The following is a 25380-nucleotide window of genomic DNA, read 5'->3' as shown; positions in this document are numbered from 1 at the left end:
CGTCGTCGCAAGCAGTCTGACGGTGACTTCCTAACCAATTTCCTTATTAGGTATTAGGGTGCACCTTAACTAAATGCTATCTGCGAGGTTGATCGAATTCGGAAGTCCCCTCAGGCTCGAGGAGGTTCCAGTTCCAGAACCCCGTGGAGAAGAGGTGTTGGTCAGGGTTGAGGGTGCAGGAGTGTGCCACAGCGTCCTACACTTCGTGGAGGGACGGTTCGGGAGGATATCAGTGAGGGATCTGGGCCTCAGGACACCTGTCACGCCGGGGCACGAAATAGGTGGAAGGATCGCGAGAGTTGGAGACAGAGTTAAGGGGTTCAGGGAGGGGGACAAGGTGGTAGTAGATCCATGGGAGGGTGACCTCACTTGTCACTACTGCAGGATAGGAGAGGAGCACCTATGCGACAACCCCGTCAAGCTCGGTGAGACCGTCGACGGTGGGTTCGCGGAGTACGTTCTAGTGCCGAACTACAGGTACCTATTCAGGTTAGACAAGTTGGAGCCTAGGGAAGCTTCCCCATTACCGTGTGCTGGAATAACTCCCTACAGGGCCGTGGTGAAGAGAGCACAGGTGAGACCTGGGGAGACCGTGGCCATGCTGGGCGCTGGAGGAGGGCTAGGAACGATGGCGGTTCAGGTGGCGAAGGTGGCGGGTGCAACGGTGATAGGGGTCGACGTTAGAGAGGACGCCTTGCTGGAGGCTGAAAGGGTTGGAGCAGACTACGTGGTTGACGCCACTAAGGACGGTGTAGAGGAGGTGAGACGAATAGGGGAGGGAAGGGGTGTGAACGTCGTATTGGACACGGTGGGCTCCAACTCCACCCTAAAGTTCGTGGACGCCCTCGACAAGATGGGAAGATACGTAGTAATAGGACTCTACGGTGGGGACATCAACTATCACGCTCCATATGTGACCCAGCGCGAGGTGCAGATCCTCGGGAGCGTGGTGGGTAACCTCGACGACTTCTTAGGGATCATGAGACTGGCGGAAGCGGGGAAGGTGAAACCGGTGGTCACAAGACTCATGAAACTGGAGGAAGCCAACCAGGCCTTAGACAACCTCAGGTACTCGAAGGTGACGGCCAGACAGGTGTTGGTTCCCTGATGGAGCTGAACGTTCCTCGAGACTTCGGAGAGGCGGTCCTTTTCGTTGAAATCGCATTAAGCCCGAATCCCTAGGTCGACTCCCTCGACGTTGGGACCTAGCTCTGCGGTCGAGTAGAAAACGCTCGACCTACAACTGGATCGGGAGGGAGATACTGGTCACCTACCTCGACCAAGAAACCGGCCTCCTCCATGTTGGAGATCAGCCTAGTGACTTCCTTGTCGTTGACCTCCCTGCCCTCCATTGCTGAGACGGCCCTCTTCACATCGGACCACCTACACCCGCCACCGCACTGGCCATGACCTCGAAGCCCCTCCTCCTAGCAGTCTCTCTCCCCACCAGGAAGGCGTAGAATTCCGACCTGACCATCTCGATCCCTTCCCTGAGGGTCCTCCTAGGGGCCTCGCTGTGGGACATTCTCGTCCTGTTGAATCCGTAGTAGGTCAACCAACCCCCAATTCCGCCCAGATTAGAAGTAACTTCAACCCACCTCAGTCTCACTGAATGCGATTCCCGCTTCTCTGAGAACGGTCCTCAGGAAGTCCTTAGCTACACCCTTAGGGAAGGGTCCCACGTAAACTTCCCACGCTGCTCTCCTGTACATGGGCGAGTCCGGATCTTCCCCCCTCAGGAACCTGAAGAGCATCCTAACTTTCGATCCCCCACCACGAACCTGATCCTCCTCAAGTTGTCGTAAACGTAGGGAATCTGGGGCAATAGGTCTAACCCCCTCGACTTGATAAGTTCTTGGGCCTCGTCGAACACCACTATTACGTCCCTGGAGTGCTCCTCCCCGTACTCCTGGAGGGCGTCCAGCAGGTTTGCGAATCTCAGCTCTCCTCCCCAAGCGAGCGAAACTGAGAGTCCTGAGATCGAGAGTCCCCTTATCTTCTCCGGGCTCTCCAGTAGCCTCGGAAAGTTTCTGATGGCATCGTTGATTTCTCCCTCTAACGTCCATAAAAAGTCTCTGTAAGAAATGAAGGTAGAGTCCTCGAACTTCCTCATGTCTAAGTACATCCACAGGTTACCCACGTCCTCCCCCATGGCCACCCTAATCAGGGAAAACTTTCCTGTCCTCCTGAGACCCGAAACTACGGTCAGGGGAAACCTAACGCCCTCGATAAGGGACCTCAGCTCCCCCTCCCTGTCGTACAGGTCTTTCCTGGACGTTTCGGGCCTCGGGTCGAAGAGCAACTCACACCCCTCCAAGTTAATAGATTTTCCCTCTAGTGAAGGACAGACGTTCTAGAGGAAAGTTTAAATTTAGATGCCAAACTAACGTATAATGAGAATAGGTGTATTTACGGTCCTCTTCAGAGGAATGAAGTTCGAAGAGATGTTGGACGAGGTCGTAAAGCTGGGCCTAGAGGCCGTGGAGATAGGGTGTGGTAACTACCCAGGGAACGAGTTCTGCGATCCCTCCAGGCTCCTCAAGGAGCCAGAGAGGGCCAAGCAATTGGCCAAGGCGGTCGAGGAGAGGGGATTAGTGATAAGCGCCCTGAGCTGTCACGGTAATCCCCTCCACCCCAACAGGGAGGTGGCGGAGGCCCACAGGAGGATCCAGAGAGATACGGTGACGCTAGCTCAACTCATGGGTGTGGACAGGGTCAACACCTTTTCGGGGTGCCCAGGAGACTCGGAGGACGCCAAGTACCCCAACTGGGTGGTGAGCCCTTGGCCCGACGACTTCCAGAAGGTCCTGGAGTGGCAGTGGAAAGAGAAGGTGGTCCCGTTCTGGAAAGGAGAGGCGGACTTCGCGGAGAGGCACGGCGTGAAGATCGCCCTGGAGATGCACCCGGGCTTCGTTGTGTACAACCCGGGCACGTTACTCAGGCTGAGGAAGGAAGTGGGGAAGGCTGTGGGGGCGAACCTTGACCCGAGCCACCTCTTCTGGCAGGGGATAGACGTGATCGCGGCGATCAGGGCCCTGGGGGACGCGATCTACCACGTCCACGCGAAGGACACTTACGTCGATCCCTTGAACGTCAACGTCAACGGCGTTTTGGACCCGAAGAGCTACAGGAACCTCAGGGAGAGGTCTTGGTACTTCAGGACGGTGGGGTACGGACACGGTCCTGAGTTCTGGGCGCAGTTCGTAAGCGAGCTCAGGCTCAACGGCTACGACCACGTCCTGAGCATAGAGCACGAGGACGCTTTCACGTCCCCGGAGGAGGGGCTCAGGAAGGCGATACAGCTCCTGAAGCAGGTCCAACTCAAGGAGAGGCCCGGTGAGGCGTGGTGGGCCTAGGAGTAGGCGTAATAGGGTACGGCTTCATGGGGAGGGCCCACTCGCTGGGGTGGAGGAACGTGGCCGAACTAACCGACTCTCCCCTGACTCCGTCACTGGTGGCAATGAGCGGTAGGAACGTTGAGGCGCTTAGGGCAGTGGCCTCCAGGTTCGGCTACAGGAGGACCTACACCGACTTCAGGGAACTGGTCAGGGACCCTGAGGTCCAGGTGGTGGACAACACCGCGCCCAACTACCTCCACAGGGAGCCCATAGTGGAGGCCATTGAAGCCGGCAAACACGTAGTTTGTGAGAAGCCGCTTGCCAACACCGTCGAGGATGCCTACGAGATGTATAAGGCGGCCAAGAGGGCTGGGACGATACACATGCTCGCCCACAACTACAGGTTCGTCCCAGCGATAGTACTCGCGAAGCAAATCCTTTCCAAAGGATCCCTCGGTAAGATATATCACTTCAGGGGGCTTTACCTGCAGCAGTGGTTGAGCGACCCCAAGGCTCCCATCTCTTGGAGACTTAAGAGAGAGCTCGCGGGTTACGGTGCGCTCGGTGACCTAGGAAGTCACGTGATCGACCTTGCGAGGTACTTGATCGGCGAGATGAGTGAAGTAAAGGGGCACCTTGAGACCTTCGTGAGGAGAAGGCCTAGTCCCCAGGGCCTTAACGAGGAAGAGGTCACGGTGGACGACTCTTTTCAAGCCCTGGTCAAATTCGAGAACGGCGCCAGTGGGGTCATAGAAGCTTCGAGAATGGCGACGGGCCATGATAACTTCCTCTCCCTGGAGGTAAACGGTAGTGAGGGGGCCCTCAGGTTCAACCTGGAAAGACTTAACGAGTTGGAGGTATACTACACCTCCGACGGGGAAACGAGGGGATTCAGAACAGTCCTGGCCACTCAATCCACCCATCCCTATATGAGGTTCTGGTGGCCTCCTGGACACGTGTTGGGGTGGGAACACACCTTCACCCACGAGCTCTACCACTTCACGCTCAGGGTCTCTGAGGACAGGAGCGTGGGACCGGAGGCCGCCACCTTCGAGGACGGTTGGAGGACGGCCGTCGTTATGGATAAGATAGCGAAGTCGTCTGAGACCGGAAAGTGGGAGAGTGTAACTACGTGAGTTTGTCGAGTTAGGGATGAGGTCAGACCTCGTCAAGCCCCACTGCCCTCTTCTCGGCGACAGACCTGTATGCAGCAGTCACCAACCTCACCACTGATCTGCCCTCCTCCGGTCCCTGAATGGGCTCTGACCTTCCTTCCACGACGTCGAGGAAGTGGGAGATCTCGTAAATGAATGTATCCGTGTACGGATCCCTCACAGTAGGCCACTCCCTCCTCGCCTCTCCCATTCCAGGTACCTTGTATCCCAATACTAACAGATCTCCGTAGAGGAGTCCCTTCTCCCCGGCCACCGCGAACCTCTTGTCCCCTGGAGGTAATTCGTAAGCCCAAGAGGTATTCACGCTGCCCAATGAACCATCGGCGAAGTTCACAAGGACCATGGCGGTGTCCTCGCCTTCCATTTCCAAATTGAAGAACTTACCCGTCACGGCGTACACTGAGGAGACCTTCGATGCGGATAGGTAACTTAGGAGGTACATTGGGTGGTAACCGGTGTCTATGAGTTCTCCTCCGCCTATCTTCTCCTTGGACAACCTCCATCCTCCAATCCTTCCCTTAAAGCAATCCTGTGTCCTCACGGAGAACAATTTCCCCACGTATCCCTCCTCTATCATTCTCTTCGCCTCCCTCACGGCTGGAGAGAAGACCTGGTTGTGACCCACCAAGAGCTTGGTTTTGGCTGCCTTAACGGCGTCAACAACGGCGTCCGCCTCGGCAGGAGTCACGCACATGGGCTTCTCCACCAACACGTGCTTACCAGCCATTATGGCGTCCATTACTGCCTTCCAGTGTAGGTGGTGAGGGAGCATGATGTCTACCGCGTCCACGTCCTCCCTCTTCAACAACTCCTCGTAACTGTGGTGAACTTGGGCCTCAAGTTTAAACCTCCTTCTCAAACCCTCAGCCGCGTCCACGTAGACGTCGGCTAGAGCCTGTATCTTCACCCTCTCCGAGTGTTGAAGGTAGGCTAGTACGTGTGCGTTGGCTATACCGCCACATCCTATTATACCTATTCTTATCATAGATAGGAGGGCGTTGAACGAGATTTATAAAAATTTCTACCCAAAGCTAAAATCCTCAGTGTGTGAGGAAGTTGAACGTGACTTCGCGAACTACTCCGGCGACACGAGGGGGCTTCTGCTTTAAAGCTTCGCTTTGGTACAGGGGGCGGCTCCTACTCCTCAAGCGCGAACCTCCACCACCCAGGCAGTTCGTCGAGTGGGCACCTCATTGACATTCGCTTGAGAGGTGCCTCCTTCACACTCACCTCGTCCATGAGCACCTTTGAGGTAGCTAGTCTGAAGTCGTATGTGAACACTGCACCTTTACGGACGAGGCGTCATCGCGACGATTCACTCTACTCGGAAGACCTCGATTCTCATTCGGGAGAAGAGGTTCCAGGGACCGTTCCGTGAGCCGTACGGAGGAGGAGTTACGGAGAGTTCGCCTTCAAAGGAATTCCCCAATACCTAGTGTACCTAGCTCTTTAGGGTCAGAAATTGTTAGCTTTTTATTATAAAAAGCTTTTCTATAAGAGATTAGGGTTAAGAGTAGACGAGTAGTCCGCGAAGTCGTCCAACCTATGCGTGTGACCGTACGCTCTCCACGCTAACTGGTTGAAGGGAGTCCAGTAGGAGCGGTCCCTCGCCGCCGTCGTGGGATCCCCTAACCGCTCCGATGCGGGGAGAGGGACGCGAACGGTGAAGCTCAACCCCTCTCCGCCGGGGGAGAAGGGACTCACAGTTGGGGTAGTCGACAATTGTAGGGGACCTCAGTACACCTGGAACTGGTAGGTCCCACTCGCCACTTCGACCTTTAGGTAACGGTCCTCAACTTTGATGTCTTTAATCCCATCTGTCGATGTCCTCACCTCGCCACCTCTCACTATCTCCACATCTCCTTCTTTGACCGAGATCCCGGTGAGTGGGACGTTGACTTCGGCCTCGCTGCCAACAGGTACCACTACCCTCATCTCGGTCCCTTCTCCTCTCTTCAAGCTCACTTCCACCCTCCCGCGGGGCGTGTACACCGACGCCTCCACGAATTTCAGGTCCACGTAGTCCGGCCTTACCCGAAACTTCCTGAAACCAGGCTCAAGCACCCTTATCCCAGCCAAGTTCCTGTAGAACCACGCATCGACCGTCCCTAACATGATGTGGTTGTGGGAGTTCATTCCCTCTCCAGCCAGGTACTCCCACCTCTCCCACACTGTAGTTGCCCCCTCCCTTAACATGTATCCCCAGCTAGGGTAGGTCTCCTGAGTGGCTATGGCGTAGGCCACGTCCGACTTTCCGTACTTGCTCAAGGTCTCCAGCAGGTACCTCGTGCCTAGAATACCAGTATTCAGGTGGTTGTCGTGACTGACCTGAACGTCCCTTAGGAGGTGATTCAGCACCGCCTCCACCTTGTCCTCAGGGACCATGTCCAAGTAGAGGGGAAGTACGTCGCACGTTTGGCTGCCAGTGGAGTAGTGGTCCCCCTTGAGGAACGCCGAGTTGAAGGCTTCCTTGACCATGGAGGCCAGCTTGCCGTACTTCCTCTGGTCTTCGACTCGGCCCAACACCCCGGCGACCTCAGAGAGGACCAGTGAGTCCCTGTACAGGATCCAAGTGGATGTGACTTCCAGTGGAGTCTCCACTGGGTGAACGTGGGATGGAGGACACCAGTCACCCCACGTTCCCCACCTAAGTACGTAGCTCTCCGCCTTAGAGAAGAGGAACTCCACCCACTTCCTCATTCCGTCGTAGGCCCTCTCGAGTACCGTAACGTCCCCGTAGTACAGGTAAAGAGTCCACGGCACCACAACGATGGCTGTCCCCCACGCTGGGTCCCCAGGAACCCTCCAGTGGGGAGGTGCAACACCGGGAACCATGCCGTCAGGTGCCTGAGCGTCAAGAATGTCTTCGACCCACTTCTCGTAGAAGGGGACCATCCAGAAGTTGAGGGAGGCCTCCTCCGCGCTGAGTTGAGCATCTCCAGTCCAACCCATCCTCTCGTCCCTCTGAGGGCAGTCGGTTGGAACCCCCATGAGGTTGCTTAGTTGCCCCCACCACACCGCTCGATGTATTGAGTTGACGAGGGGATTGGAGGTCGCTATGGACCCAGTGGGCTCCACGTCGGAGTGCACGACGACACCAACAACGCTGTCCAGCGTGGGCACTCCAGGGTAGCCAGTGACCTCGACGTATCTGAAGCCGTGATAGGTGAAGTGAGGTTCGTAGATCTCCTCTCCTCCTCCCCTCAGGACGTACACGTCGGTGGCCATGGCTTTCCTCAGGTTCCTCCTGTCCAGGTTGCCCCTCTCGTCCGCGAGCTCGGAGAACCTCAGCCTAACCTCAGTTCCCCTCGGTCCCCTCACCTTCAACCTGGCCCAGCCGGAGAAGTTCTGGCCCATGTCGAAAACGTAAACCCCAGGCCTGGGGACAAGAAGTTTGAGGGGTTGGATGGTCCTGACCCTCCTTATAGGTGGAAGTGTGCTCGACCTCAGCTTCCCCTCGGGTCCCTTCACTACCTCCACTTCCCTCCAGTCTCGGTCGTCGTACCCTGGTGAGTCCCAGTGTGGCTTCTCAAGTCTCGCATCGTAAACCTCCCCATTATAGAGATCGTCGTCGACTATGGGGCCGTCAGAGGATCTCCACGAGGAGTCGGTAACTACTCTCTCCCTCGTTCCGTCAGTGTATTCGATCTCTAGTTGTAGTATTGCCACCCTCCTGTCCTCGTAACCATACTCCTTCGCGTATCTCCCCTTTCCAAGCATGATGCCGAGCACGTTCTTCCCGCGTCTCAACATCGACGTCACGTCGTAAGTCGCATAGAGGACCCTCTTGGAGTAGTCCGTCCAAGCTGGGTCCAGGACCCTGTCACCGACCTTCTCCCCGTTGAGCTTGAGCTCGTAGTATCCGAGGCCCGTCACGAAGACCATGGCCAACCTCACCGGTTTAAGGACGTCGAACTCTCTCCTGAGGAGCTTCCCACCTGATATCCAGGAGGCCTTCCAGTCCTCTTCCTTGAGCAGGCCAGTGTGAAAGTAGGCTACGGTACTCCACGGGCTTTCTCTCCCCCTCGAGTCCCACCACTTGATCCTCCAGAAATACCTCGAGTTGCTTCTCAGTGGAGGGCCGTCATATCGCACCTCATTGAGTTCAGAGTTCACCTCACCGGAATCCCAGACATCTCCCACCTCCTTGAGGGATACCTCCTCAGAGGTGCTCACGATCAACCTGAAGGCGCTCTGCCTGACTCCCCTTTCTGGGCATTGTACCACCCAGGAGAGCCTAGGCCTCCCCTCCACCCCTACTGGATTAACTACGTACTCACACCTCAGCTCCACTGGAGCCTGAACCGACATGAGACACTTGAGAGTTGTGAGAGTAAAAAGACTTTAAGTACGGATTAGGGTGGGATTCTCTCTCAGGATCTCCTACCTGGGGAGGGACGTAAGTCTCCTCCTTATAACACTAACTAGGGTACTCATAACGAACCTCCTCGAGGCGTGTTGGGATCCTAAAAAAGTTGTTTAGAAAAAGATGCATTTAAATATGAGGGGCTATCCGTCTTCACGGAAGGGGACTTCCGTCCCCTTAACCCTCAGTAAGGTTAAACTCGAATTACCAGCACATCAAGACAATCACTGTTGCTCCTTCGCTTTTCAGACCCTGAGGAAACACAATCTCAACCGAGAAGGTCATTCAGGGCACAGTACCTGATCATCCTGTCGTGGACGTCGTAGACCTCGTTGATCTTTTTCACGAAGAACCAGTCCTGAAGGGACTTCAGGGACTGGTTCAACACCTCGTCGCTCACGTTGAGACCCTTCCTAATTTCACTCCACCTACCTGGTAACCGCCTTATGACCTGAAAATAGACCTCTCTATTCCTCTTATCCTCAAGGAAGTGGGAGAAGGACTCCCTCAAGACCTTGCAAGCCTCCACTTTGGTCTCCTCAAGGGCCTCTCTGTGTCCCACTCCTTGGTGAACCCTCAAGTAACCGTAAAGGGTCAGCCACCCTGGAACCCCGTCCAGCTCGGCCGTAATCTCCTCGACTTCGTCTGAAATCTGCATTCCGACCTCCTCGAACCCTCTCCTTAGGAACTCCCTTGACTGGCTATCCGTGAATGGAGAGAGCTCTACTTTAACCGGCTTCCTACCGACGAGGGGAGATCCCTCTGGAGGAGACAGTATAACCCGTATGAGGCCGGTCATAGAGCCGCTGAAGATAAACGATATGTCAGGGAAGGTGTAGAAGATGTATGATAGGAGGTCCCAGAGAGGTTTTGTAGCAGACTTCAGCTCCTGAACTTCGTCCAGTATTACTACAATTTTTCCCCGCCTTCCGAGTTCTCCAAGTATGTCCACTATAACCCTGGTCCTGTTCTTAAGGGTCGCGTTCGGTAGAGGACCTAATGTGAGAGAATCTATACTTGACAGTATCCTCTTACCTAGAGAGTCCTGGGGAACTCCTCTTACCAACCTCTCGAGAAGATCGTTGAGTCCTCTGGCTCCCCACAGGTTCACGTATATGGACCTGAACCCCCTTGAGGTCACCTTAATTAAGCTAGTCTTCCCTACCATTCTCGGGCCTAAGACGACTACCCACACTCCTTTCTCCACGAGTTCCTTTAATTTCCTCGCTTCGTTTTCTCTGAAGAGAAGCTCCCTCATGTCCTCTTTGGGCTTGACGTCGAAAATCAACTCAGCACCCCTGAGTACTCAGCACTCCTGAGTTAATATCTCTTACGATAGTTGAAGCGGCGTCCTGCACGGAAGATGAGAAGCGTCTCGCGGAGTAGGTTTCACATTTCAACACATTTGAGGCTCCGTGTTTTCCTGCCCCGGTTGGACCGTTGACCGCCACCGTAGCCCACCAACGTTTTGAAACGTGCGGAGTGTGAACCACAATTGCCGCGGACCTCCATCCTGGGTGGGAAGGTGGAGTAATTAAGCGGGAAGCCACATCGAATTGAACTACCGCGCCCTTAAGGAACTGAGTTGGTGAAACATTTCCGCTTGAGTCGTTCAGGTCTCCACAACAAATTAGTTAACCGCAATCCACCTGATCTCCCCCCGAAGGGCGAGGGTCACCATAGGGTGGTTCATAGGTTCGCGGTCAGTCAACCTGAGACGAAGAGAAATTGATGTTTGATCTCACTGGAACGCCCTCAACGACTTCTCAGTTATCTGGACCTCAATTCGCTAGCTGACCTTTCCTTCGGCGATCCTGTACATGATAAACGAGACGAGGAAGTACACCAGCATTAACAAGATGTAGATCAACGACGTTCGTCCCTCCAGGTTACTGACCAGCTCCTGGGCAATGGCAGTGGTGGGCTCCACCAGAGAGAGTAACCTGAGTGGTACGGGGAGGGAGTAAATAGAGACGAACGTGGGGGCGAAGAAGGCGAACGTCCAACCCAGCACCTGTGAAAGTTGGTTCGCTGTCCTCACGGAAGTCGTTAACCCCATGGCTGTCCCTAGCAGGAAGGAGTAGGCGGAACCCAAAGCGAAGGTGCAGATTAGAGGGGGCCACGAGATGTGGATGGGGACCAGGGACTCACCCAGTAGTACCAACACCACTGCCATCGGAACGGTAGCGGCCAGCTGGAACGTGACGTAGCTCAGGGTCACCATCCACCTCGGCGTCTTCGTGACGTAGATCAGGCTCATTCCTCCTGAGTACCTCAGAAAAGCGGTGTTCTGGGCAGATCCAATGAAAGTGTTGAGGAAGATGTACATCGTCAACGTCCCGGCCAACACCTGCGCGCTCCTGATGGATGTCTCGAAAGACACAATGAAGGCGACCGGGAACATTATCCCGTAGAAGAGGCTGGTGGCGAGGTAGGCCTTGCTCTGTCTCGCTACCAGCTCAACTAGCCCGAGGAACTTCCTCAGCCTAACTTCCGTTCCCCACCACCTCCCTATACACGTCCTCGAGGCTCCTCACCCTGACCTCGTAGTCGAAGTCGCACCTGTAGAGGAACTGAGGTAGTTCGCTCCGTTCGACTTTGTACCTCTCCCCCGTCCTTATGTTGACAACCTCGTACTTGAGGGAGAGCTTGCTCCTGAGCTCCCACGTCTTCCCGCTCAGCAATACTTTCCGATTGAGGAAGTATATTCTGTCCGCTAGGTACTCGGCCTCCTCCAGGTAGTGTGTGGTTAAGAGTATTCCCCTCCCCTTCTCCTTGAGGCCTATCAACAGGTCCCACAGTTCCCTCCTCGACTTAGGGTCTAGTCCAGTTGTTGGTTCGTCCAGGACGAGGTACCTCGGATCGTTAACCAGGGCCGACGCGATCAATACCTTCCTCTTGTTCCCCACGGAGAGTTTGTCCACCGCCTTGTCTTCAACGTCGAGTTTCCTGATCAGCTCCCTTGCCCTGGCCCAGGCCCTATCTCGAGGAATCCCCTAATGAGTGCGTTTACGTAGACGTGTTCTGAGGCCTTCAGACCATCGATTGGGCGGACGTCCTGAGGAACAACCCCCACGAACTCCAAGGCGTGGTAGGGGGAGAGTCCGTCTACGGATATTTCGCCCCTATCGCTCCTCAGCTCGCCGTACACCTGCCTCATTAGGGTCGTCTTCCCTCCCCCGTTCGGGCCGAGAAAGGCAACTATCTCTCCCTCGTATACCTCGAAGGAAACGCCCTCGTTGACCACTTTCCCTTTGAAGGACTTCCAAACGTTTTCCGCGCGAATCACGATCTACTGTTACTCGAATTTACAATTATTAGCCGAAAAGTAAAGGGGGACTTACTGGGGGAGATGAGAGAGATCCGACTTCTTAGCGGTCAGTGAGGGTTCCTTCTCCTGGGTGGTTCCCACTGATGGTTCGAGGTTACGTATAGGCAGGTCTAACACGGATAACAACCATAGATGGGTTAACCCTAGGGGATACGTCGTCGAGTTCCCTTGGACTTCGGGTGGGGGGATGGCAGCGCATCTTCTCCGTTGCCATCGAGCTACGGAGTGGTAACGTCACGTAAGAGATTTTCCAAGGGCGTGTTAACTACTCCAATGGGCCGTCCTTTACCGGCGGCTAAGTTTTACACCCCATAGTACCATATCAGTGAACTACCCCGCCCTCACGGAGGGGCATCTCCCGGTGGGGATTTCCCGCTCCTCAGAGATACCTCGATCCCCTTCGGTAGCGGAGGTTCCGTGGAACCTTTCTGTGAACAGTACGGAAGGGGGGTCACGGAGGGTTTCCTCTCCACGGGCGCGAGTTCCCCCAGCCCCTAGGGTGCGACCCAGCTCTCACAGTAGAGGTCTTAGAAATAGTATTTTGATGACCGTAAAAAGGTTTCCATAAGGGGACTGTCCGTCCCCGCCGTGAGAGGCGAGGCTTTGCGCCCCCTTAACCCCCACTTCTTTGTAAACTCCGCTTTACAGCGTGAATGTCACCTAAGTCCCTAATCGTCGATAAGTTTGAGCTTCGTAAGTTAAGTCCACTTCACTCGCCAAAATATAATAGTAAAGTCTACCATGCACCATATGGACGACAGGATATTCGAGGCGGTCTCGCACCCAGTAAGGAGGCAGGTTATCCTACTTCTCGGGGAGAGGAAAGAGATGACCTTCTCGGAAATAATGAACGAGCTCTCAATAGAGAGCCCTGCACTGGCCTTCCACATGAGGAAACTCGAGGGACTGATTGAGAAGGTCAAGGACTCTTACAGGCTCACGGATCTGGGGAGAAGAGCGTATGGCGTGATACTCAGCTTGAAGGGAGTATCAGGAAGTACTGAGGCCACTCAAAAGGAGGAGAGCGTCGAACCATTGGAAAGGAAGGAGATGACTCCATTGATATTGAGAGATAGAATGATGGTGGAAGTCACGCAAGACCTCGTGGACGAGCTCTTCAAGGAGGGAAGGAAGTTGGTAGTGACTGACTGTGTTTTCGTGGACTTCAAGGAAATGGATCCAGGGAAGCTCAAGGAGGTACTGGAGGAGGTGAAGGACGTGGTCACAGTGACGTGTCCAGAATCCTTGAGAGTCGTAGTAGAGCCCAGGTGCAGGGACGTATTGAATGTCTCGGATCCCATGGGGAAGAACTTGACGTTTCCTATGTTGGGAGTTCCGTCTTTCGTCGACAAGGTCCTGAGGTTCGCCCTACTTGGCTCCCCCCTACTTGGCTCCCCTAAGGTGGAGAAGAGCCTGAGGGAAGTGTACAACACCGACATTCCACAGGTGGGCAAGCTCACCTTGGAGATGGAGGGCGGCACACTGGAAGTGAGGGAAGGTGCACCTCACGTGAGGGCCTCCTGTGAGGACCCAGACGACTTCGAGATTTCCACGAGCAATGACGAACTCGCCCTGTCCTTCGAGGGTTGTAACGTGCTGGTGACCCACCCTGCCGATGTGGATTTTGACTTAGAGATGGAGGGGGGAGTGGCTGAGTTGATGGGACTTTCACCTCGTAGAGCTAATGTGGAAATGGACGGAGGAGTAGGTAGAATTGACCTAGTGCCTGGAGAGATGAGGATCGCGGTATCTGGAGGACAGCTAACAGGCCTACTTCGTTTCACCGACATTCGAGGAAACTCTAAGGTGTACATGGACCTAGAAGGTGGAGTCGCCTCTCTGGCTCTAGACGTTCCGGAACAGGTAGGTATCGTCGTTTCAGTGGATAGAAAGGGGGGCATGTTATACTCCACACTTAAACAGAGAGAAGGTATCGGCGGAAAGGTGGAAGTTGAGGCGAAGGTCAGGGGAGGCCTCCTAGAGCTCAGGGAAGCGGAGAGTGGAAAAATAGAGTCACGAGGTTAGCTCGAAGCCAACAATTAACGCTAGCTCCTTTTTACCCAGGACTGAGACGCGGAAAGCCTTCCCACCTTGTGTCACCTCCCTTCCATTGACGTGATTATTATAGATGTAAAGGCTCGGTCTTCCACATAGATGAGTGTAGTTAAGTTTTATCGCCAGTTGAGAAGCGGAAAGCCTCTCTTGGACGGAATATCATAATCCCACTTTTTGGTACACCTATTAATGGCGCTGACGACTCTCCTCCCCTAGCTCGACGGGATCGGGGAAGGAGCAACTGACGTTCCCCTCTATGTTGGTACTAGAGCTCTGTCCTATGGAACTCCAGTACTATTCGAATGAGGGTGGTTCTATGAGTCATCCGACTGCTCCCTATAGAGACCCACCCCGGAATAGACGGAGGTAACGATCAGCCTCTGGAGGGGAACAAGGTGGGGAGGAAGTCAGCCGGCAGGCGAAGTCAACTAAGGCGGCAGGCCGGAGAGGTTCAACTTCGCACTAGGAAACCGCTTGACGAATCTCGAGCTACTCTTCCGAGATCTCTGGGGGAATTTGTCAAACTGCTCGGTGAAGCGAACGACGTTCGGAATTTCGCGGTCCCGTAGAGGAAATTAAAGGTGAGCCCTGATCACCCTAATTGGGTTCTCCCAGAGAACTTGCTCCGCCCTACCTTCCAATTCTCTCGCCAAATCAACGACCTTAGAGACGTCCTCGAACCCCTGGGGAAGGTTCTCTTCCCTTATTCCTAGGAAGTCCGTCCCCAAGGCTACGTGTCTCCATCCGAACGTCTCTCCTACGTAATTCATGTTCTCCAACAATCCCCTCAGGTCATTTGTTGGAAGAGTAGGGGGAATCGCGGTGATCCCGACCACCCCATCGGTCTTAACTATGGCCTCCAGTTCTTCATCGTCTAAGTTTCGGCCGTGCTCCTTCACCTTCGAGACGTTGGCGTGGGACGCGATCACCGGCCTCTTGGAGGCGGAGCATACGTCAATTACGGTCTTCTTGCTGGAGTGGGCCACGTCCAATATCATCCCTAACCCGTTGGCGATTTTCACAAGCTCCTCACCCTCTCCCGTAAGTCCGTAGTCCCTCTTCGACCTGCGGGAGGCGGCGAACTTGGTGTCGTAATTCCAAGTTAACCCCACTGCCCTAACCCCGAGCTCCCACAGCGGGTAAAGATCTAGGGGATCTCTGAGGACGTCCGTTCCCTCGAGAGAAAGTAGGATCCTAACCCCGTCTCCATTAACATCGGAGAGAGACCTGACTAAGCACGCTTTACCACTCCGTTCCAAGTATAGGTAGAACCTGATCCCCGCCCAAAGTAGGTCGGCGGAGGAGAAGGTTGCCTGGTTGGGTGTCGTGTAGAAGGCCGTAAGCGCTTCGCCCCTCTCGTCGTCGGTGTAGACGTGCGGAAAGAGGGACCCAAACACTACGACCTCTTGAAAGGAGGAAAGTGACTTCAAACTGGACTGAACGTTTCCGCCTATCACATCCCTCCCAGCGAAGGAGGAGAAGGCGAAGTCCTGGTGAAGGTCCACGAACCTCATTGGTGGAAATTGCATCGCTGAGAGATAAGCTCGCTTCTCCCTCAGTTCCTTGGTGGACGGTAGAACGCTCACGTCCTGGAGACTTCGTCGAGCCTCTTCATGACGTCGTCGGAGAGCTTAACGTCCACTGCCTCCACGTCCTCCTCCACGTGTTCCACCCTGGTCGCCCCTATTAGTGGGATCGTTTTCACACTCATCGCTTCTCCCATCCCGATTACCCAAGCTATGGCAACCTGAGCAGGAGTGGCGCCCACTTCCTCGGCCACTCTCACCACCTCCTTGACCACCTTCAAGTTCCTATCGTTGAAGTACCTACCTACCTCCTTCACGTAAGTAGCCCTCGACCCCTCCGGAACTTTCCAACTCCCTCCGGCAAGGTATTTACCCGTCAATACACCCTGAGCCGTGGGAACGAAAGCCAAGAGAGTGAGACCGAGCTCTTTTGCGGTGACCGCCCTAGACTCCTCGAACCTTCTGTCCAGCAAGTTGTAGGGGTCCTGGACCGAGGATAGACCTTCTGAGCCGAGGGACTTCAGCAAATGGTCGAACTGAACCACGTCGTGAGCGGGGTGGTTGCTGAGTCCTAGGTAGTTGACGTATCCTTGGCTCTGGGCCCAGTAGAGGGTAGTGGCCACCTCCATTTTGGGAACAGTGGGATCCGGCCAGTGGAGCTGGTACAGGTCCACGTAGTCGGTGTTGAGTCTCTTCAGGCTCTCCCTCAGTTGCCACCTCACGTGTTTCCTGGAGAGCCCCTCCCCGTTTGGCCTCGGAGATATGGGCGCTCTGACCTTCGTGGCAAGGAAGACAGATTCCCTGTCTAACTGGGAGAGGAACTTGCCCACGATCCTCTCCGCGTTCCCAACGTGGTGTGGTTCCTCAGTCTGGAGGACGCCGTGGTAACCGTTAGCTGTGTCTATACAATTCACCCCAAGGTCCATCGCCTTCTTCATTATCTTAATGGAGAGCTCCTCGTCCACCTTGGGGACGCCGAACTGGTCCACCTCCTTGGAGGGAGGGAGGTGCCAAGTGCCCAGGCATACCTGGGAGACCTTGGCTCCCCCGAGGTTAACGTACCTCAACTACCTCCTCCTCTGGGCGTTCCGGACGAAGTCGTAGGGATAGAACAGCTCGGGTTCGCTGACCTCAGTCAGTAAGTCGACGTACTTGGACTCCAGCACCCACCCAGCAGCGCCCAGATTGACCTTGAGCTGCTGCACGTTCCTAGCTCCCACGATAGGCGCGGTGACGCCAGCCCTCTGAAGGAGCCAGCGTAGGGCCACCTGGGATGGTTCCCTTCCCACCTCCTTCGATACCTCGAGCAACCTATCCACAACCTTCCAAGTGCGTTCGTTGTTATACCTACTCCAGGACTCCGACCACCCGAACTTCTCAGCTATCCCTATTCTAGTGTCTTCTGGCGGGGCCTGCATACCCCTCCTGTACTTGCCCGTGAGCCACCCTCCCCTGAGCGGACTCCAGGGAATGACCCCAACTCCCTCCCTTTGAGCTACGGGTAGTACTTCCAGCTCCAGGTACCTGTCCAAAAGGTTGTACAGGGGCTGAATTGACACGATTGGCTGCAGTCCCAGCTCTTTCGTGACGTCTACGGCCCTCTGTAGCTGCCATCCCGTGAAGTTGCTCACACCGACGTACCTCACCTTCCCCGCCTCCACTAACTCTGTCATAGTGGACAGGGACTCCTCGAGGGGAGTGAAGTCGTCCCAGGCGTGGAACTGGTACAGATCGAGGTAGTCAGTGTTGAGTCTCCTCAGGCTCTGTTCCACGGACCAGAGAATGTGCTTCCTCGAGAGTCCTGCCCTATTGGGACCTTGACCCACTGGGAACCTCACCTTCGTGGCCACCACGAAGTCCTCCCTGTCCTTACCCCTGAGCCACTCCCCCACTATTTCCTCCGACTTCCCGTTGGAGTAGACGTTGGCGGTATCGATGAAGTTACCTCCCTCCGACGCGTAGAGGTCCAGCATCTTGAAGCTCTCCTCCTTGGAGGCCTCCCTACCGAAGGTCATGGTGCCCAAGGCCAGTTCGCTGACTTTGAGTCCAGATTTACCTAAGAATCTATACTCCATGGTGTCCAATTGGCGTCACCCCTTTTAACTTGACCGGTTAACTTGTGAAAGTGGAGGAACTAGTTGAGAGGGTCGCCCCAAACGCCCTGCGAGTATCGGTCGGAGATCACCTGACGCTGGCCTTCACAGGAGCCCCATTGCTGGGGGAGGCGGAACTTAACTTCAGGAAGGAGGGGACGTTGCAGTTCCTTTCCCCCAAGGTCTGTTGGCGGAGGAGACGAAGAGGACAGTGGACCACGGCGTCAGACAGAGACTCAGATTGAAGGGGAGAGGCTTCTACGGCCTTGGCCAACACCCTGGAACCTTCAATTACGCCGATCGGGAAGTCACCCTCGTGCAGAGGAACGGAGAGATAGCCCTGCCCGTCTTGGTTAGCGATGGGGGAGTGGGGATAGTCTGGGACGTCTATTCCCTGAGCAGGGTTAAGGTGGGGAGGCCTGAGGGTGGGTTCGCGACAGTGGACTTCCAGGCGGAAGACGTGGACGGGTTCGTTTACTACGTGATATACGGCCCCGACCCCAAGAGGGTCGTGTCCACCTACTGGAAGCTCACAGGGGAGTACCTCTACTGCCCAGGTGGGCCTTCGGCTACTGGCAGTCGAAGGAAAGGTACGCGACGCAGTACGAACTGCTCGAGGTGGTGGCTGAGTTCAGGAGGAGGAAGATACCCATAGACGTGGTAGTTCAGGACTGGATGTACTGGGGAAAGTACGGCTGGAACGCCCTCAAGTTCGACGAGAGTACCCACCCAGACCCTTCCCTCATGACAACCGAAGCACATAGGATGGGAGTGAAGGTGATCGTGTCTGTGTGGTCTAACTTCGGTGTGTCCACTGATGTGGTGAAGGAACTTCGGCCTCACTTGGTGCCGGGAAGCCTGAACTACGATCCCTCGTCTCCAGAGGGAAGGAGGGCCTATTGGGAGTTGGTGGACCAGAGGATCCTGTCGAGAGGCTTCGACGGCCTATGGCTCGACGCGTCGGAGCCAGAGTTCTTCAAGCCTACGGGAGGGGACAGGGGTACGTACACCTTCTACACCGGGCTTAGGGACTCCGTCTTGAAGGCAGGCAGGGGCTCTAGGTACGTCAATGCCTACCCTCTCCTTCACACGTCCGGAGTTTATGAGGGTTGGAAGTCCAAGTACTCCACCAGGCCGGTCGTGTTGACGAGATCTGCTTACCTGGGACAGAACAGGACTGGTGCCATCGTCTGGTCGGGTGACATCCACCACGACTGGGGAGTCCTCAAGGCACAGGTACAGGCTGGGATCAACTTCTCCTTCATCTACCCCTATTGGACCACAGACACGGGAGGTTTCTTCAGTGGGGATCCGGCCGACGAGTCCTACAGGGAGATATTCTTGAGGTGGCTCGCCTGGTCGGTGTTCTGCCCCGTCATGAGAGTGCACGGAACGTCCTATCCTAAGGAACCATGGAGGTTCGGGAAAGACGAAGAGATCGTCAAGTCCCTCATAGAGCTCAGGTATAGGTTCCTTCCCTACATCTACACTGCGGCGTGGGAGGTTACGAAGGGGACACCTATGATGAGGCCGCTGGCCGCCGACTTCCAAGACGAGGAAGTGCTCGACGTGGACGACCAATACATGTTCGGTCCGTCCTTGATGGTGAGTCCCATCACCTTCCCGGGCGGAAGGAGAGAGGTTTACATTCCCCGCGGGAAGTGGTACGACTTCTGGACGTGGGAGGAAGTGGAGGGCGGAAAGAGTGTTGAAGTGGAAGTCCCGCTAGACAGGATACCCCTTCACGTCAGAGGTGGATCCGTTCTCCCCCTCGGTCGACCTATTGAGGGTGCTGACCTGGAACAGGACCCGCTCGAACTAAGGCTCTACGGCGAGGGCAGCTCCTCGTCGGAGCTATACGAGGACGAGGGAGACGGCCTAGGTTACGAGAAAGGGGAATACCAAGTCGTTCCAATCACCCGGTCGGAAGGAGAGCTTCGCCTCTCGGACGCCATAGGGAATTTGAGGAGGGAACACACGTTCCGCATCCTTGTAGGCGGGAGAGTGTGGACTGAATTGAGGTATGTGGGGAGGGAAATTAGAGTTGAGGTTCAGTGACCCCTTCTCTTCACTCTATCGTACTTCACTGTCCAGTTGACCCTGGCCTTCCTGGAGACTTCGTCGAGCCTCTTCATGACGTCGTCGGAGAGCTTAACGTCCACTGCCTCCACGTCCTCCTCCAGTTGTGCCAGAGAGGTTGAGCCTATTATAGGGACCACCGTCACTCCCACCTGCTGAGCCCTCTTCAGTATCCAGGCCAAGGCCAGTTGGGCGTCCTTCACTCCGACTTCCTGGGCAATGGAGTGAAACTCCTTGAGTGCGTCCAGCGTCTCTCTCGTTAGGTAGCGAGACGAGATCTCCGGAACGTACGTGGCCCTTGAGCCTTCGGGCACGCCGTTCGCGTACTTTCCTGTGAGGACTCCTTGGGCCAGGGGTATGTAAGCCATGACTCCGAGCCCGTAAGCCCTAGCCAGTGGGAACTTATCCACCTCCGCCTCCCTCTCCAGCAAGTTGTAGGGCTCTTGCATCACGAGGAACGGTAGCCTGAGGTCCCTCGAGACCTCCACCATGTACGGCACGTCCTCTGGAGAGAAGTAACTCTCTCCCACGTAGTGCACTAGGCCTTGCCTCACCAGGTCTGCCATAGTCTCCAGAGTCTCCTCAATCGGCGTAGACGGATCCGGCCTATGCATCAGGTAAACGTCGATGTAGTTCAACCCCATTCTCTTCAGCGACTCTCTGACCTGCCACATGAGGTGCTTCCTCGAGAGCCCTTCACCGTTGGGGTGATCGGCCACCCTACCCCTCACCTTGGTTGAAATCACTAGAGACTCCCTGTCCATACCCTGGAGCGCCTTCCCCAAAATTCTCTCTGCGTTCCCCGTGTGTCTCCAGTCCGGGCCTTGCATGACTCCGTGGTATACGTTTGCCGTGTCGATGAAGTTCACTCCCAAGTCGACCGCCCTCCTTATTATCTTAATAGAGAGCTCCTCGTCCACCTTGGGGACGCCGAACTGGTCCACCTCCTTGGAGGGAGGGAGGTGCCATAGACCTAGGCAGAGTGTAGAGACCTTAAGACCACTTTCGCCGAAGTTCGAGTAGTTCATACTGAACCTATCATTGACTTAAGGATAAATAAGGGTTGGGACTAACCTGGATGGAAGTTAAACTAAAGTCGTCGAATGTCGGTTGTCACGGCGATTCCATATACCTTTTAAAAATGCTTTCAAGGACTCCTACGTTGGACCTCGTTGAGAACGGTTTATACCGACTACCTGAGTGAAACTACGGTGCCGAGAAACATTTTTTAGTGGCGTGTCCACTCTTCCCTGATGAAGACGATTAACTTATGTAGTGTAGGAGCTGGTAGTTGGGTGCAGGAGGGACACCTCCCGGCCATAAGGGAGTTGGAGACGGTCAGACTGGTTGCGGTGGCAGACGTCGACGAGAGGAGACTCAAACTCTTTCAAGAGAAGTTCGGCGTCAGAGCCTACAGGGACTACTCCGAGATGTTGGCTAGGGAATCACCGGACGCCGTTCTGGTGGCAGTTCCCCACACCCTCCACGCCAGGGTGGCCTCCGACGTTCTGAACGCTGGAGCCCACGTTTACGTAGAGAAACCCATGGCTACAACAGTCGAGGACGCTCTGACCCTGGCTGACCTAGCTAGGAAGAAGGCCAGGATCCTCATGGTGGGTCACGAGCACCGCTTCGGACAAGGGACGCTGATAGCTAGGAAGTTCCTCGAGGGGGGAAGGTTGGGGAAGATCTACTACGCGAGGGCCGAGTACGTGAGGAGGAGGGGCCTCCCGGCCGGTCCGACCTTCGTGAGCAAGGAATTAGCGAGGGGTGGGGCCCTTTTCGACATAGGTTCCCACGTCATAGACCTCGCCATGTTTCTAAGCGACTTCCCCATCCCTGTCAAGATTAAGGGTGTAACTTACCAGAACTTCTCGGACAGACCTGAGATGTTCTCCAACTACCCGAAGACACAGAGGTCCACCAGGACTGAGGTAGAGGACACGGCCCTCGGCATGGTGACTTTCGCCAATGGTATGACAATGTTCGTAGAGGCCAGTTGGGCCTCCTACATAAAGGCTGACAGGAGACATGTGGCAGTGATGGGGGACAGAGGAGGAGTCGACCTAGAGGGAAACGATCTCTCGTTCATGACCACCTTGGACGGTGAGTTCCTGAATTCACAGCCCATTCAAGGTCAGCAGTTCCTCTACTTGGACATATGGAGGAGGTTCTCGGAGGCCGTGGCCTCGGGTCTGGACGTGGCGCCCTTCCCAGGTACAACCGCGGAGCAAGGAGCTCTCGAACTGATGATAATGGATGCCATCTACAGGTCGGCCCAAAGGGGAGCGGAGGTGGAGGTCGAGGTACCGAGTTCGCTTTCGAAGGACCTGGGTTGGGGGGACTCCAAACCTAGAGCTGAGGTGAGAGGATGAGGATAGGAGTGCAGAGCTACACGTTCAGGAAATTGGGCTTCCAAAGGGCTGTGGAGTACTGTTCCCTCAGAGGACTTAAGGTGTTGGAGGCCTACCCAGCCCACGTTCCTCCCAATATAGAAGGAGCACGACTAGCGAGGGAGGTATCGGACAGGGTGAGCGTGTCCTCTCACGGGGTGAACAAGATGGAGGGAACGGGGTTGAGCTCGCTCTTCTCGTTCGCCAAGGAGGGTGGAGTGGAGGTACTAGTTGCAGACCCTTCCCCCGAGTCCCTTCCGACCGTCGACCAGTTGGCCAAGGAGTTCGACGTGAGAGTGGCCATACACAACCACGGCCCTAAGCACAGGTGGGGCTCGGCGCTGTCGGCCGGGGAGCTCCTCCAGTCTTACGACAGACGACTTGGCCTCTGCCTAGATCTGGGCCACCTCGCCAGATCCAAGGAGGATCCCTTCAAGGTGCTGGAGAAGTACGGAGAGAGACTCTTCGACGTCCACGTGAAGGACCTTAACTCAGAGGAAGAGGACGTCCCAGTGGGAGCGGGTGTATTGAAGGTGAGGGAGTTCCTCAGGGCACTAAGGGAAAGTGGACTAGATCCGTTGGTAATGATAGAGTACGAGGCCGACCCAGACGACCCAATCAGGGGAGTGGACCAGTCACTCGCTTTCGTAAGGGCCTCCCTGGAGTAAGCTGTTTTTACCCAAGTGTAAGAGTTACATATGCTCAGGTTCGGAGTTCTTGGGACTGGGTTCGTCGTCGACACGTTTCACATGCCCTCACTCAGGGAACTGAACGCCCAAGTTGTAGCGGTGGGCTCCAGGAGGTCGGAGGCCTTCGCTAAGAAGTGGGGTATAGGGAAGTACTACCAGGGAGACTCCTTCTTGGAGCAACTCTGTTCCGACAATGAAGTGGACGTGGTTTTGGTGGCCCTGCCCAATTTCCTTCACGAAAAGGCCGTAACGCGGTGTGCCGAGGAGGGAAAGCACGTTATAGTGGAGAAGCCGCTCGGACGCAACTCTCAGGAGGCCGAGAGGTCGCTGGCCGCAGTCGAGAGGGCCGGAGTTCTGCACGGATACGCTGAGAACCAAGTTTTCATACCCCAAATAGTCAGACTCAGGGATTTCCTCAATTCAGGGGTGCTTGGGGATGTTGTCTGGGTCAGGTCGAGGGAGGCACACTCTGGTCCACACAGTGGTTGGTTCTGGGATAGGAACCTATCGGGCGGAGGTTCCCTCCTAGACATGGGGTGTCACTCGGTGGAAGTGGCGAGGAAACTCTTCGGGATCGAGCCTTCCCAGGTGCTGGCCTGGGGGGAACTGACTGTGCACAGGGGCAAGACGGAGGCTGAGGACAACAGCGTGGTGCTCATGAAGTTCGGCCGTGGACTGGGACAGGCAGAGAATAGTTGGACCGCGAAAGGGGGATTGGACCTCAGATACGAGGTATATGGAACCGATGGGTCGGCCTTCGTTGACGTCACGAGGGAGACCGGCATGAGGCTCTTCACCACGGCCTCGGACAAGGTAGACTACGTTGTGGAGAAGGCGGACATCAGGGGAGGATGGATGTACCCGGTGTGGAGGGAGCACGAGCTTTACGGTTACTTGGAGGAGATGAGACACTTCCTCACTTCCATGAAAGCCGGCGAAAACCCCAAGGAGAACTTGAGGGATGGCCTAACCGTCAACAGGATAATCGACGCTGCCTACAAGTCAGTGAGGACTGGCAAGTGGGAGCCACCCTAGATATCTTAGACCGTCCTCCTGAAGTTCTCGAGTAATTAAAGTAGCTCGACCGAAACTCCTCCACTGTTCCCCAGCTCCACCAGAACGTACTCTCCTCCAACGATAGAAGACACCATGCACGTCCCCATATATCCACCGAGATGGGCTAGCGGTTCCCTTCACCTAAGCCTGCCCTTTCCCGCCCTTTTAGGTTTAGAGAACGCTCGTGACGAAGGACAACCCCTCAGCGAGCATTGGAGGCAAACCCTATTATTTCGGTTCTTCAAAGTTCACTTCGATAGACCTGAGGTTCAAAAGGTTCGAACAGATGGAGCTTAGCTTTCTTTACGCGGTAGTCATAGGTCTGGTCTACCCCTTGGTTCCACTTTACCTCAAGGAGGAAGGGGTAGGAGTTCTGCTTGTGAGCGTGGCTCTCTCTGGGATATCGGCGAGCAGCTTCGTCTCTACCCTTTTGTGGGGGAGAGTAGCGGATTCCCACGAGAAGAGGTCCAAGGTGGTGTGGATCACTACCGTCGGTGGGGCGGTGTCCTACCTCCTGGCCGCGACAAGGCCTCCTGTCCCGGTCCTAGTGGGTTCCCTTGTGGGGGCCAACGCCTTCGCTCCCGGTGTAATTCCCGCAGCCATGGCCTCGGTCAGTGAGGCGGAAGACTCCAGGTCAAGAATGAGCTACTTCTGGATTGGAGGTTCCCTTGGCTACTCCCTAGGAACTGCTGTGACGGGCTACGTGCTGGAGAAGTTCAACGTCACTCCAATATTCCTGACGTCGGCTATACTGTTACTGCTCATCCTCGCCACCAACAGGAGCCCGCCTCCAACAGCTGAAGTGGACGTAAAGGTGGGAGGCATCCCTCGATCCTTCTGGCTCTTCGCCTTAGTTACCGTGTTGTTCCTTTTCACGGATGTGGCCAAGAACCTCTACATTCCCGCCTTCTTCGCCTTCCACCTTCACACGGGAACCGCCTTCGCTACAGCGACTCTAAGCGTGGAGGCCGCCTTGGAGGTCCCAATGATTTTCCTTTTCTCCAGGGTCCTCAGGAAGGGGAACTCGTGGAGGGTAATGGGAGTGAGCGTACTCTTGGGAGCGATGTACCTAACAGTTAACGCAGCTGCCTTCAACTGGGTTTCGGCCCTCCTTACCATGTGTTCGTACTCGCTGGTGTGGGGGTCATTCAGCGTATCGAGTTCCTCCATCGTTTCCGAACTGGTTAGTCGCGATAAGAGGGGAACGGCCTACGGAGTGTACAACGCTGCTCTCCCGATCGCCAACGTTGTGGGGCCGCTCTACGTCGGGGCAACACTA

At 55.5% G+C, this 25380-nt stretch carries 26 protein-coding genes and 1 pseudogene; 11 read left to right on the top strand and 16 right to left on the bottom strand.

Going from position 1 to position 25380, the window contains the following annotated elements:
- Positions 1-73 precede the first annotated feature (73 nt).
- Positions 74-1108: an NAD(P)-dependent alcohol dehydrogenase gene (locus HS1genome_RS08485; RefSeq protein WP_126450439.1), complete on the top strand. Its 1035-nt coding sequence runs from the start codon at positions 74-76 to the stop codon at positions 1106-1108.
- 97 nt (positions 1109-1205) lie between these two features.
- Here the strand turns inward: HS1genome_RS08485 and HS1genome_RS12075 are convergent, their stop codons facing one another.
- The 4 genes from HS1genome_RS12075 to HS1genome_RS08475 are packed head-to-tail and all read right to left on the bottom strand — an operon-like array spanning position 1206 to position 2317.
- Complete coding sequence (locus HS1genome_RS12075) at positions 1206-1373, bottom strand: hypothetical protein (RefSeq protein WP_158613762.1); 168 nt, start codon at positions 1371-1373, stop codon at positions 1206-1208.
- The gene (locus HS1genome_RS08480) at positions 1370-1555 is read right to left on the bottom strand and encodes a hypothetical protein (RefSeq protein WP_145986053.1); all 186 of its coding nucleotides are present in this window, start codon (positions 1553-1555) and stop codon (positions 1370-1372) included. The genes HS1genome_RS12075 and HS1genome_RS08480 overlap by 4 nt, the downstream gene beginning before the upstream one ends.
- A 34-nt stretch (positions 1556-1589) precedes the next feature.
- Positions 1590-1754, bottom strand: a complete 165-nt coding sequence (locus HS1genome_RS12070; RefSeq protein ID WP_158613761.1) for a hypothetical protein — start codon at positions 1752-1754, stop codon at positions 1590-1592.
- Positions 1736-2317 carry an ATP-binding protein gene (locus HS1genome_RS08475; RefSeq protein WP_126450435.1) on the bottom strand — a complete coding sequence of 194 codons (582 nt, stop codon included), beginning with the start codon at positions 2315-2317 and terminating at the stop codon, positions 1736-1738. Before HS1genome_RS08475 ends, HS1genome_RS12070 begins: the two co-directional genes overlap by 19 nt.
- Before the next feature lie 76 nt (positions 2318-2393).
- Here HS1genome_RS08475 and HS1genome_RS08470 point away from each other — a divergent pair, with 76 nt between their 5' ends.
- Both HS1genome_RS08470 and HS1genome_RS08465 read left to right on the top strand, forming a co-directional pair.
- On the top strand, positions 2394-3356 hold the full coding sequence (locus HS1genome_RS08470) for a sugar phosphate isomerase/epimerase family protein (RefSeq protein ID WP_126450433.1): 963 nt from the start codon (positions 2394-2396) through the stop codon (positions 3354-3356).
- The gene (locus HS1genome_RS08465; protein WP_126450431.1) at positions 3347-4474 is read left to right on the top strand and encodes a Gfo/Idh/MocA family protein; all 1128 of its coding nucleotides are present in this window, start codon (positions 3347-3349) and stop codon (positions 4472-4474) included. Before HS1genome_RS08470 ends, HS1genome_RS08465 begins: the two co-directional genes overlap by 10 nt.
- A 22-nt stretch (positions 4475-4496) precedes the next feature.
- On the opposite strand, the gene HS1genome_RS08460 is transcribed toward HS1genome_RS08465, so the two are convergent.
- The 8 genes from HS1genome_RS08460 to HS1genome_RS08430 all read right to left on the bottom strand — a co-directional run bounded on the left by HS1genome_RS08460 (position 4497) and on the right by HS1genome_RS08430 (position 12168).
- On the bottom strand, positions 4497-5498 hold the full coding sequence (locus tag HS1genome_RS08460) for a Gfo/Idh/MocA family protein (protein WP_126450429.1): 1002 nt from the start codon (positions 5496-5498) through the stop codon (positions 4497-4499).
- A 152-nt stretch (positions 5499-5650) separates the two neighbouring features.
- Entirely contained in the window at positions 5651-5794 is a 144-nt protein-coding gene (locus HS1genome_RS12065; RefSeq protein ID WP_158613760.1) for a hypothetical protein, read from the bottom strand.
- 210 nt (positions 5795-6004) lie between these two features.
- Positions 6005-6235 carry a hypothetical protein gene (locus tag HS1genome_RS08455; protein WP_126450427.1) on the bottom strand — a complete coding sequence of 77 codons (231 nt, stop codon included), beginning with the start codon at positions 6233-6235 and terminating at the stop codon, positions 6005-6007.
- A gap of 12 nt (positions 6236-6247) precedes the next feature.
- Positions 6248-8824 carry an alpha-L-rhamnosidase gene (locus HS1genome_RS08450; RefSeq protein WP_126450426.1) on the bottom strand — a complete coding sequence of 859 codons (2577 nt, stop codon included), beginning with the start codon at positions 8822-8824 and terminating at the stop codon, positions 6248-6250.
- Positions 8825-9147: 323 nt separating this feature from the next.
- Positions 9148-10167: an AAA family ATPase gene (locus HS1genome_RS08445; protein ID WP_126450424.1), complete on the bottom strand. Its 1020-nt coding sequence runs from the start codon at positions 10165-10167 to the stop codon at positions 9148-9150.
- Between the two features lie 501 nt (positions 10168-10668).
- The gene (locus tag HS1genome_RS08440; RefSeq protein ID WP_126450422.1) at positions 10669-11262 is read right to left on the bottom strand and encodes a hypothetical protein; all 594 of its coding nucleotides are present in this window, start codon (positions 11260-11262) and stop codon (positions 10669-10671) included.
- A gap of 103 nt (positions 11263-11365) precedes the next feature.
- Positions 11366-11803, bottom strand: a complete 438-nt coding sequence (locus HS1genome_RS08435; RefSeq protein ID WP_158613759.1) for an AAA family ATPase — start codon at positions 11801-11803, stop codon at positions 11366-11368.
- Positions 11804-11832: 29 nt separating this feature from the next.
- Complete coding sequence (locus tag HS1genome_RS08430) at positions 11833-12168, bottom strand: ATP-binding cassette domain-containing protein (RefSeq protein WP_158613758.1); 336 nt, start codon at positions 12166-12168, stop codon at positions 11833-11835.
- Between the two features lie 792 nt (positions 12169-12960).
- Here HS1genome_RS08430 and HS1genome_RS08425 point away from each other — a divergent pair.
- Entirely contained in the window at positions 12961-14235 is a 1275-nt protein-coding gene (locus tag HS1genome_RS08425; RefSeq protein ID WP_158613757.1) for a winged helix-turn-helix domain-containing protein, read from the top strand.
- Positions 14236-14840: 605 nt separating this feature from the next.
- On the opposite strand, the gene HS1genome_RS08420 is transcribed toward HS1genome_RS08425, so the two are convergent.
- From HS1genome_RS08420 to HS1genome_RS08410, 3 genes are all read right to left on the bottom strand, one after another.
- On the bottom strand, positions 14841-15779 hold the full coding sequence (locus tag HS1genome_RS08420; protein WP_126451383.1) for a dipeptidase: 939 nt from the start codon (positions 15777-15779) through the stop codon (positions 14841-14843).
- 68 nt (positions 15780-15847) lie between these two features.
- Positions 15848-16858, bottom strand: a complete 1011-nt coding sequence (locus HS1genome_RS08415) for an aldo/keto reductase (protein ID WP_126450415.1) — start codon at positions 16856-16858, stop codon at positions 15848-15850.
- Positions 16859-17866 carry an aldo/keto reductase gene (locus HS1genome_RS08410; protein ID WP_126450413.1) on the bottom strand — a complete coding sequence of 336 codons (1008 nt, stop codon included), beginning with the start codon at positions 17864-17866 and terminating at the stop codon, positions 16859-16861.
- Positions 17867-17916: 50 nt separating this feature from the next.
- Between HS1genome_RS08410 and HS1genome_RS08405 the strand changes: the two genes are divergently transcribed.
- Genes HS1genome_RS08405 through HS1genome_RS08395 form a run of 3 tightly spaced genes read left to right on the top strand, consistent with a single transcriptional unit; the run spans position 17917 to position 19942 of the window.
- On the top strand, positions 17917-18129 hold the full coding sequence (locus HS1genome_RS08405; RefSeq protein WP_126450411.1) for a hypothetical protein: 213 nt from the start codon (positions 17917-17919) through the stop codon (positions 18127-18129).
- Positions 18072-18539, top strand: coding sequence for a hypothetical protein (locus HS1genome_RS08400; protein WP_145986052.1), 468 nt, complete (start codon positions 18072-18074; stop codon positions 18537-18539). Before HS1genome_RS08405 ends, HS1genome_RS08400 begins: the two co-directional genes overlap by 58 nt.
- On the top strand, positions 18434-19942 hold the full coding sequence (locus HS1genome_RS08395) for a glycoside hydrolase family 31 protein (RefSeq protein ID WP_232018806.1): 1509 nt from the start codon (positions 18434-18436) through the stop codon (positions 19940-19942). The genes HS1genome_RS08400 and HS1genome_RS08395 overlap by 106 nt, the downstream gene beginning before the upstream one ends.
- On the opposite strand, the gene HS1genome_RS08390 is transcribed toward HS1genome_RS08395, so the two are convergent.
- The gene (locus HS1genome_RS08390) at positions 19936-20991 is read right to left on the bottom strand and encodes an aldo/keto reductase (RefSeq protein WP_126450406.1); all 1056 of its coding nucleotides are present in this window, start codon (positions 20989-20991) and stop codon (positions 19936-19938) included. The genes HS1genome_RS08395 and HS1genome_RS08390 overlap by 7 nt on opposite strands.
- 225 nt (positions 20992-21216) lie before the next feature.
- On the opposite strand from HS1genome_RS08390, the gene HS1genome_RS08385 reads away from it, so the two are divergent.
- The 4 genes and pseudogenes from HS1genome_RS08385 to HS1genome_RS08370 form a co-directional block, all read left to right on the top strand.
- On the top strand, positions 21217-22338 hold the full coding sequence (locus HS1genome_RS08385) for a Gfo/Idh/MocA family protein (RefSeq protein ID WP_126450404.1): 1122 nt from the start codon (positions 21217-21219) through the stop codon (positions 22336-22338).
- Complete coding sequence (locus tag HS1genome_RS08380; protein WP_126450402.1) at positions 22335-23024, top strand: sugar phosphate isomerase/epimerase family protein; 690 nt, start codon at positions 22335-22337, stop codon at positions 23022-23024. Before HS1genome_RS08385 ends, HS1genome_RS08380 begins: the two co-directional genes overlap by 4 nt.
- Before the next feature lie 30 nt (positions 23025-23054).
- A complete protein-coding gene (locus HS1genome_RS08375; RefSeq protein ID WP_126450400.1) occupies positions 23055-24080 on the top strand; it encodes a Gfo/Idh/MocA family protein in 1026 nt (341 codons plus the stop codon).
- 307 nt (positions 24081-24387) lie between these two features.
- Positions 24388-25347: pseudogene (locus tag HS1genome_RS08370) on the top strand (MFS transporter); the annotation flags it as partial.
- Positions 25348-25380: the final 33 nt, after the last annotated feature.

The sequence above is a fragment of the Sulfodiicoccus acidiphilus genome (assembly GCF_003967175.1).
GTDB lineage: Archaea > Thermoproteota > Thermoprotei_A > Sulfolobales > Sulfolobaceae > Sulfodiicoccus > Sulfodiicoccus acidiphilus.
This window is presented reverse-complemented; position numbering and strand designations above follow the sequence as displayed.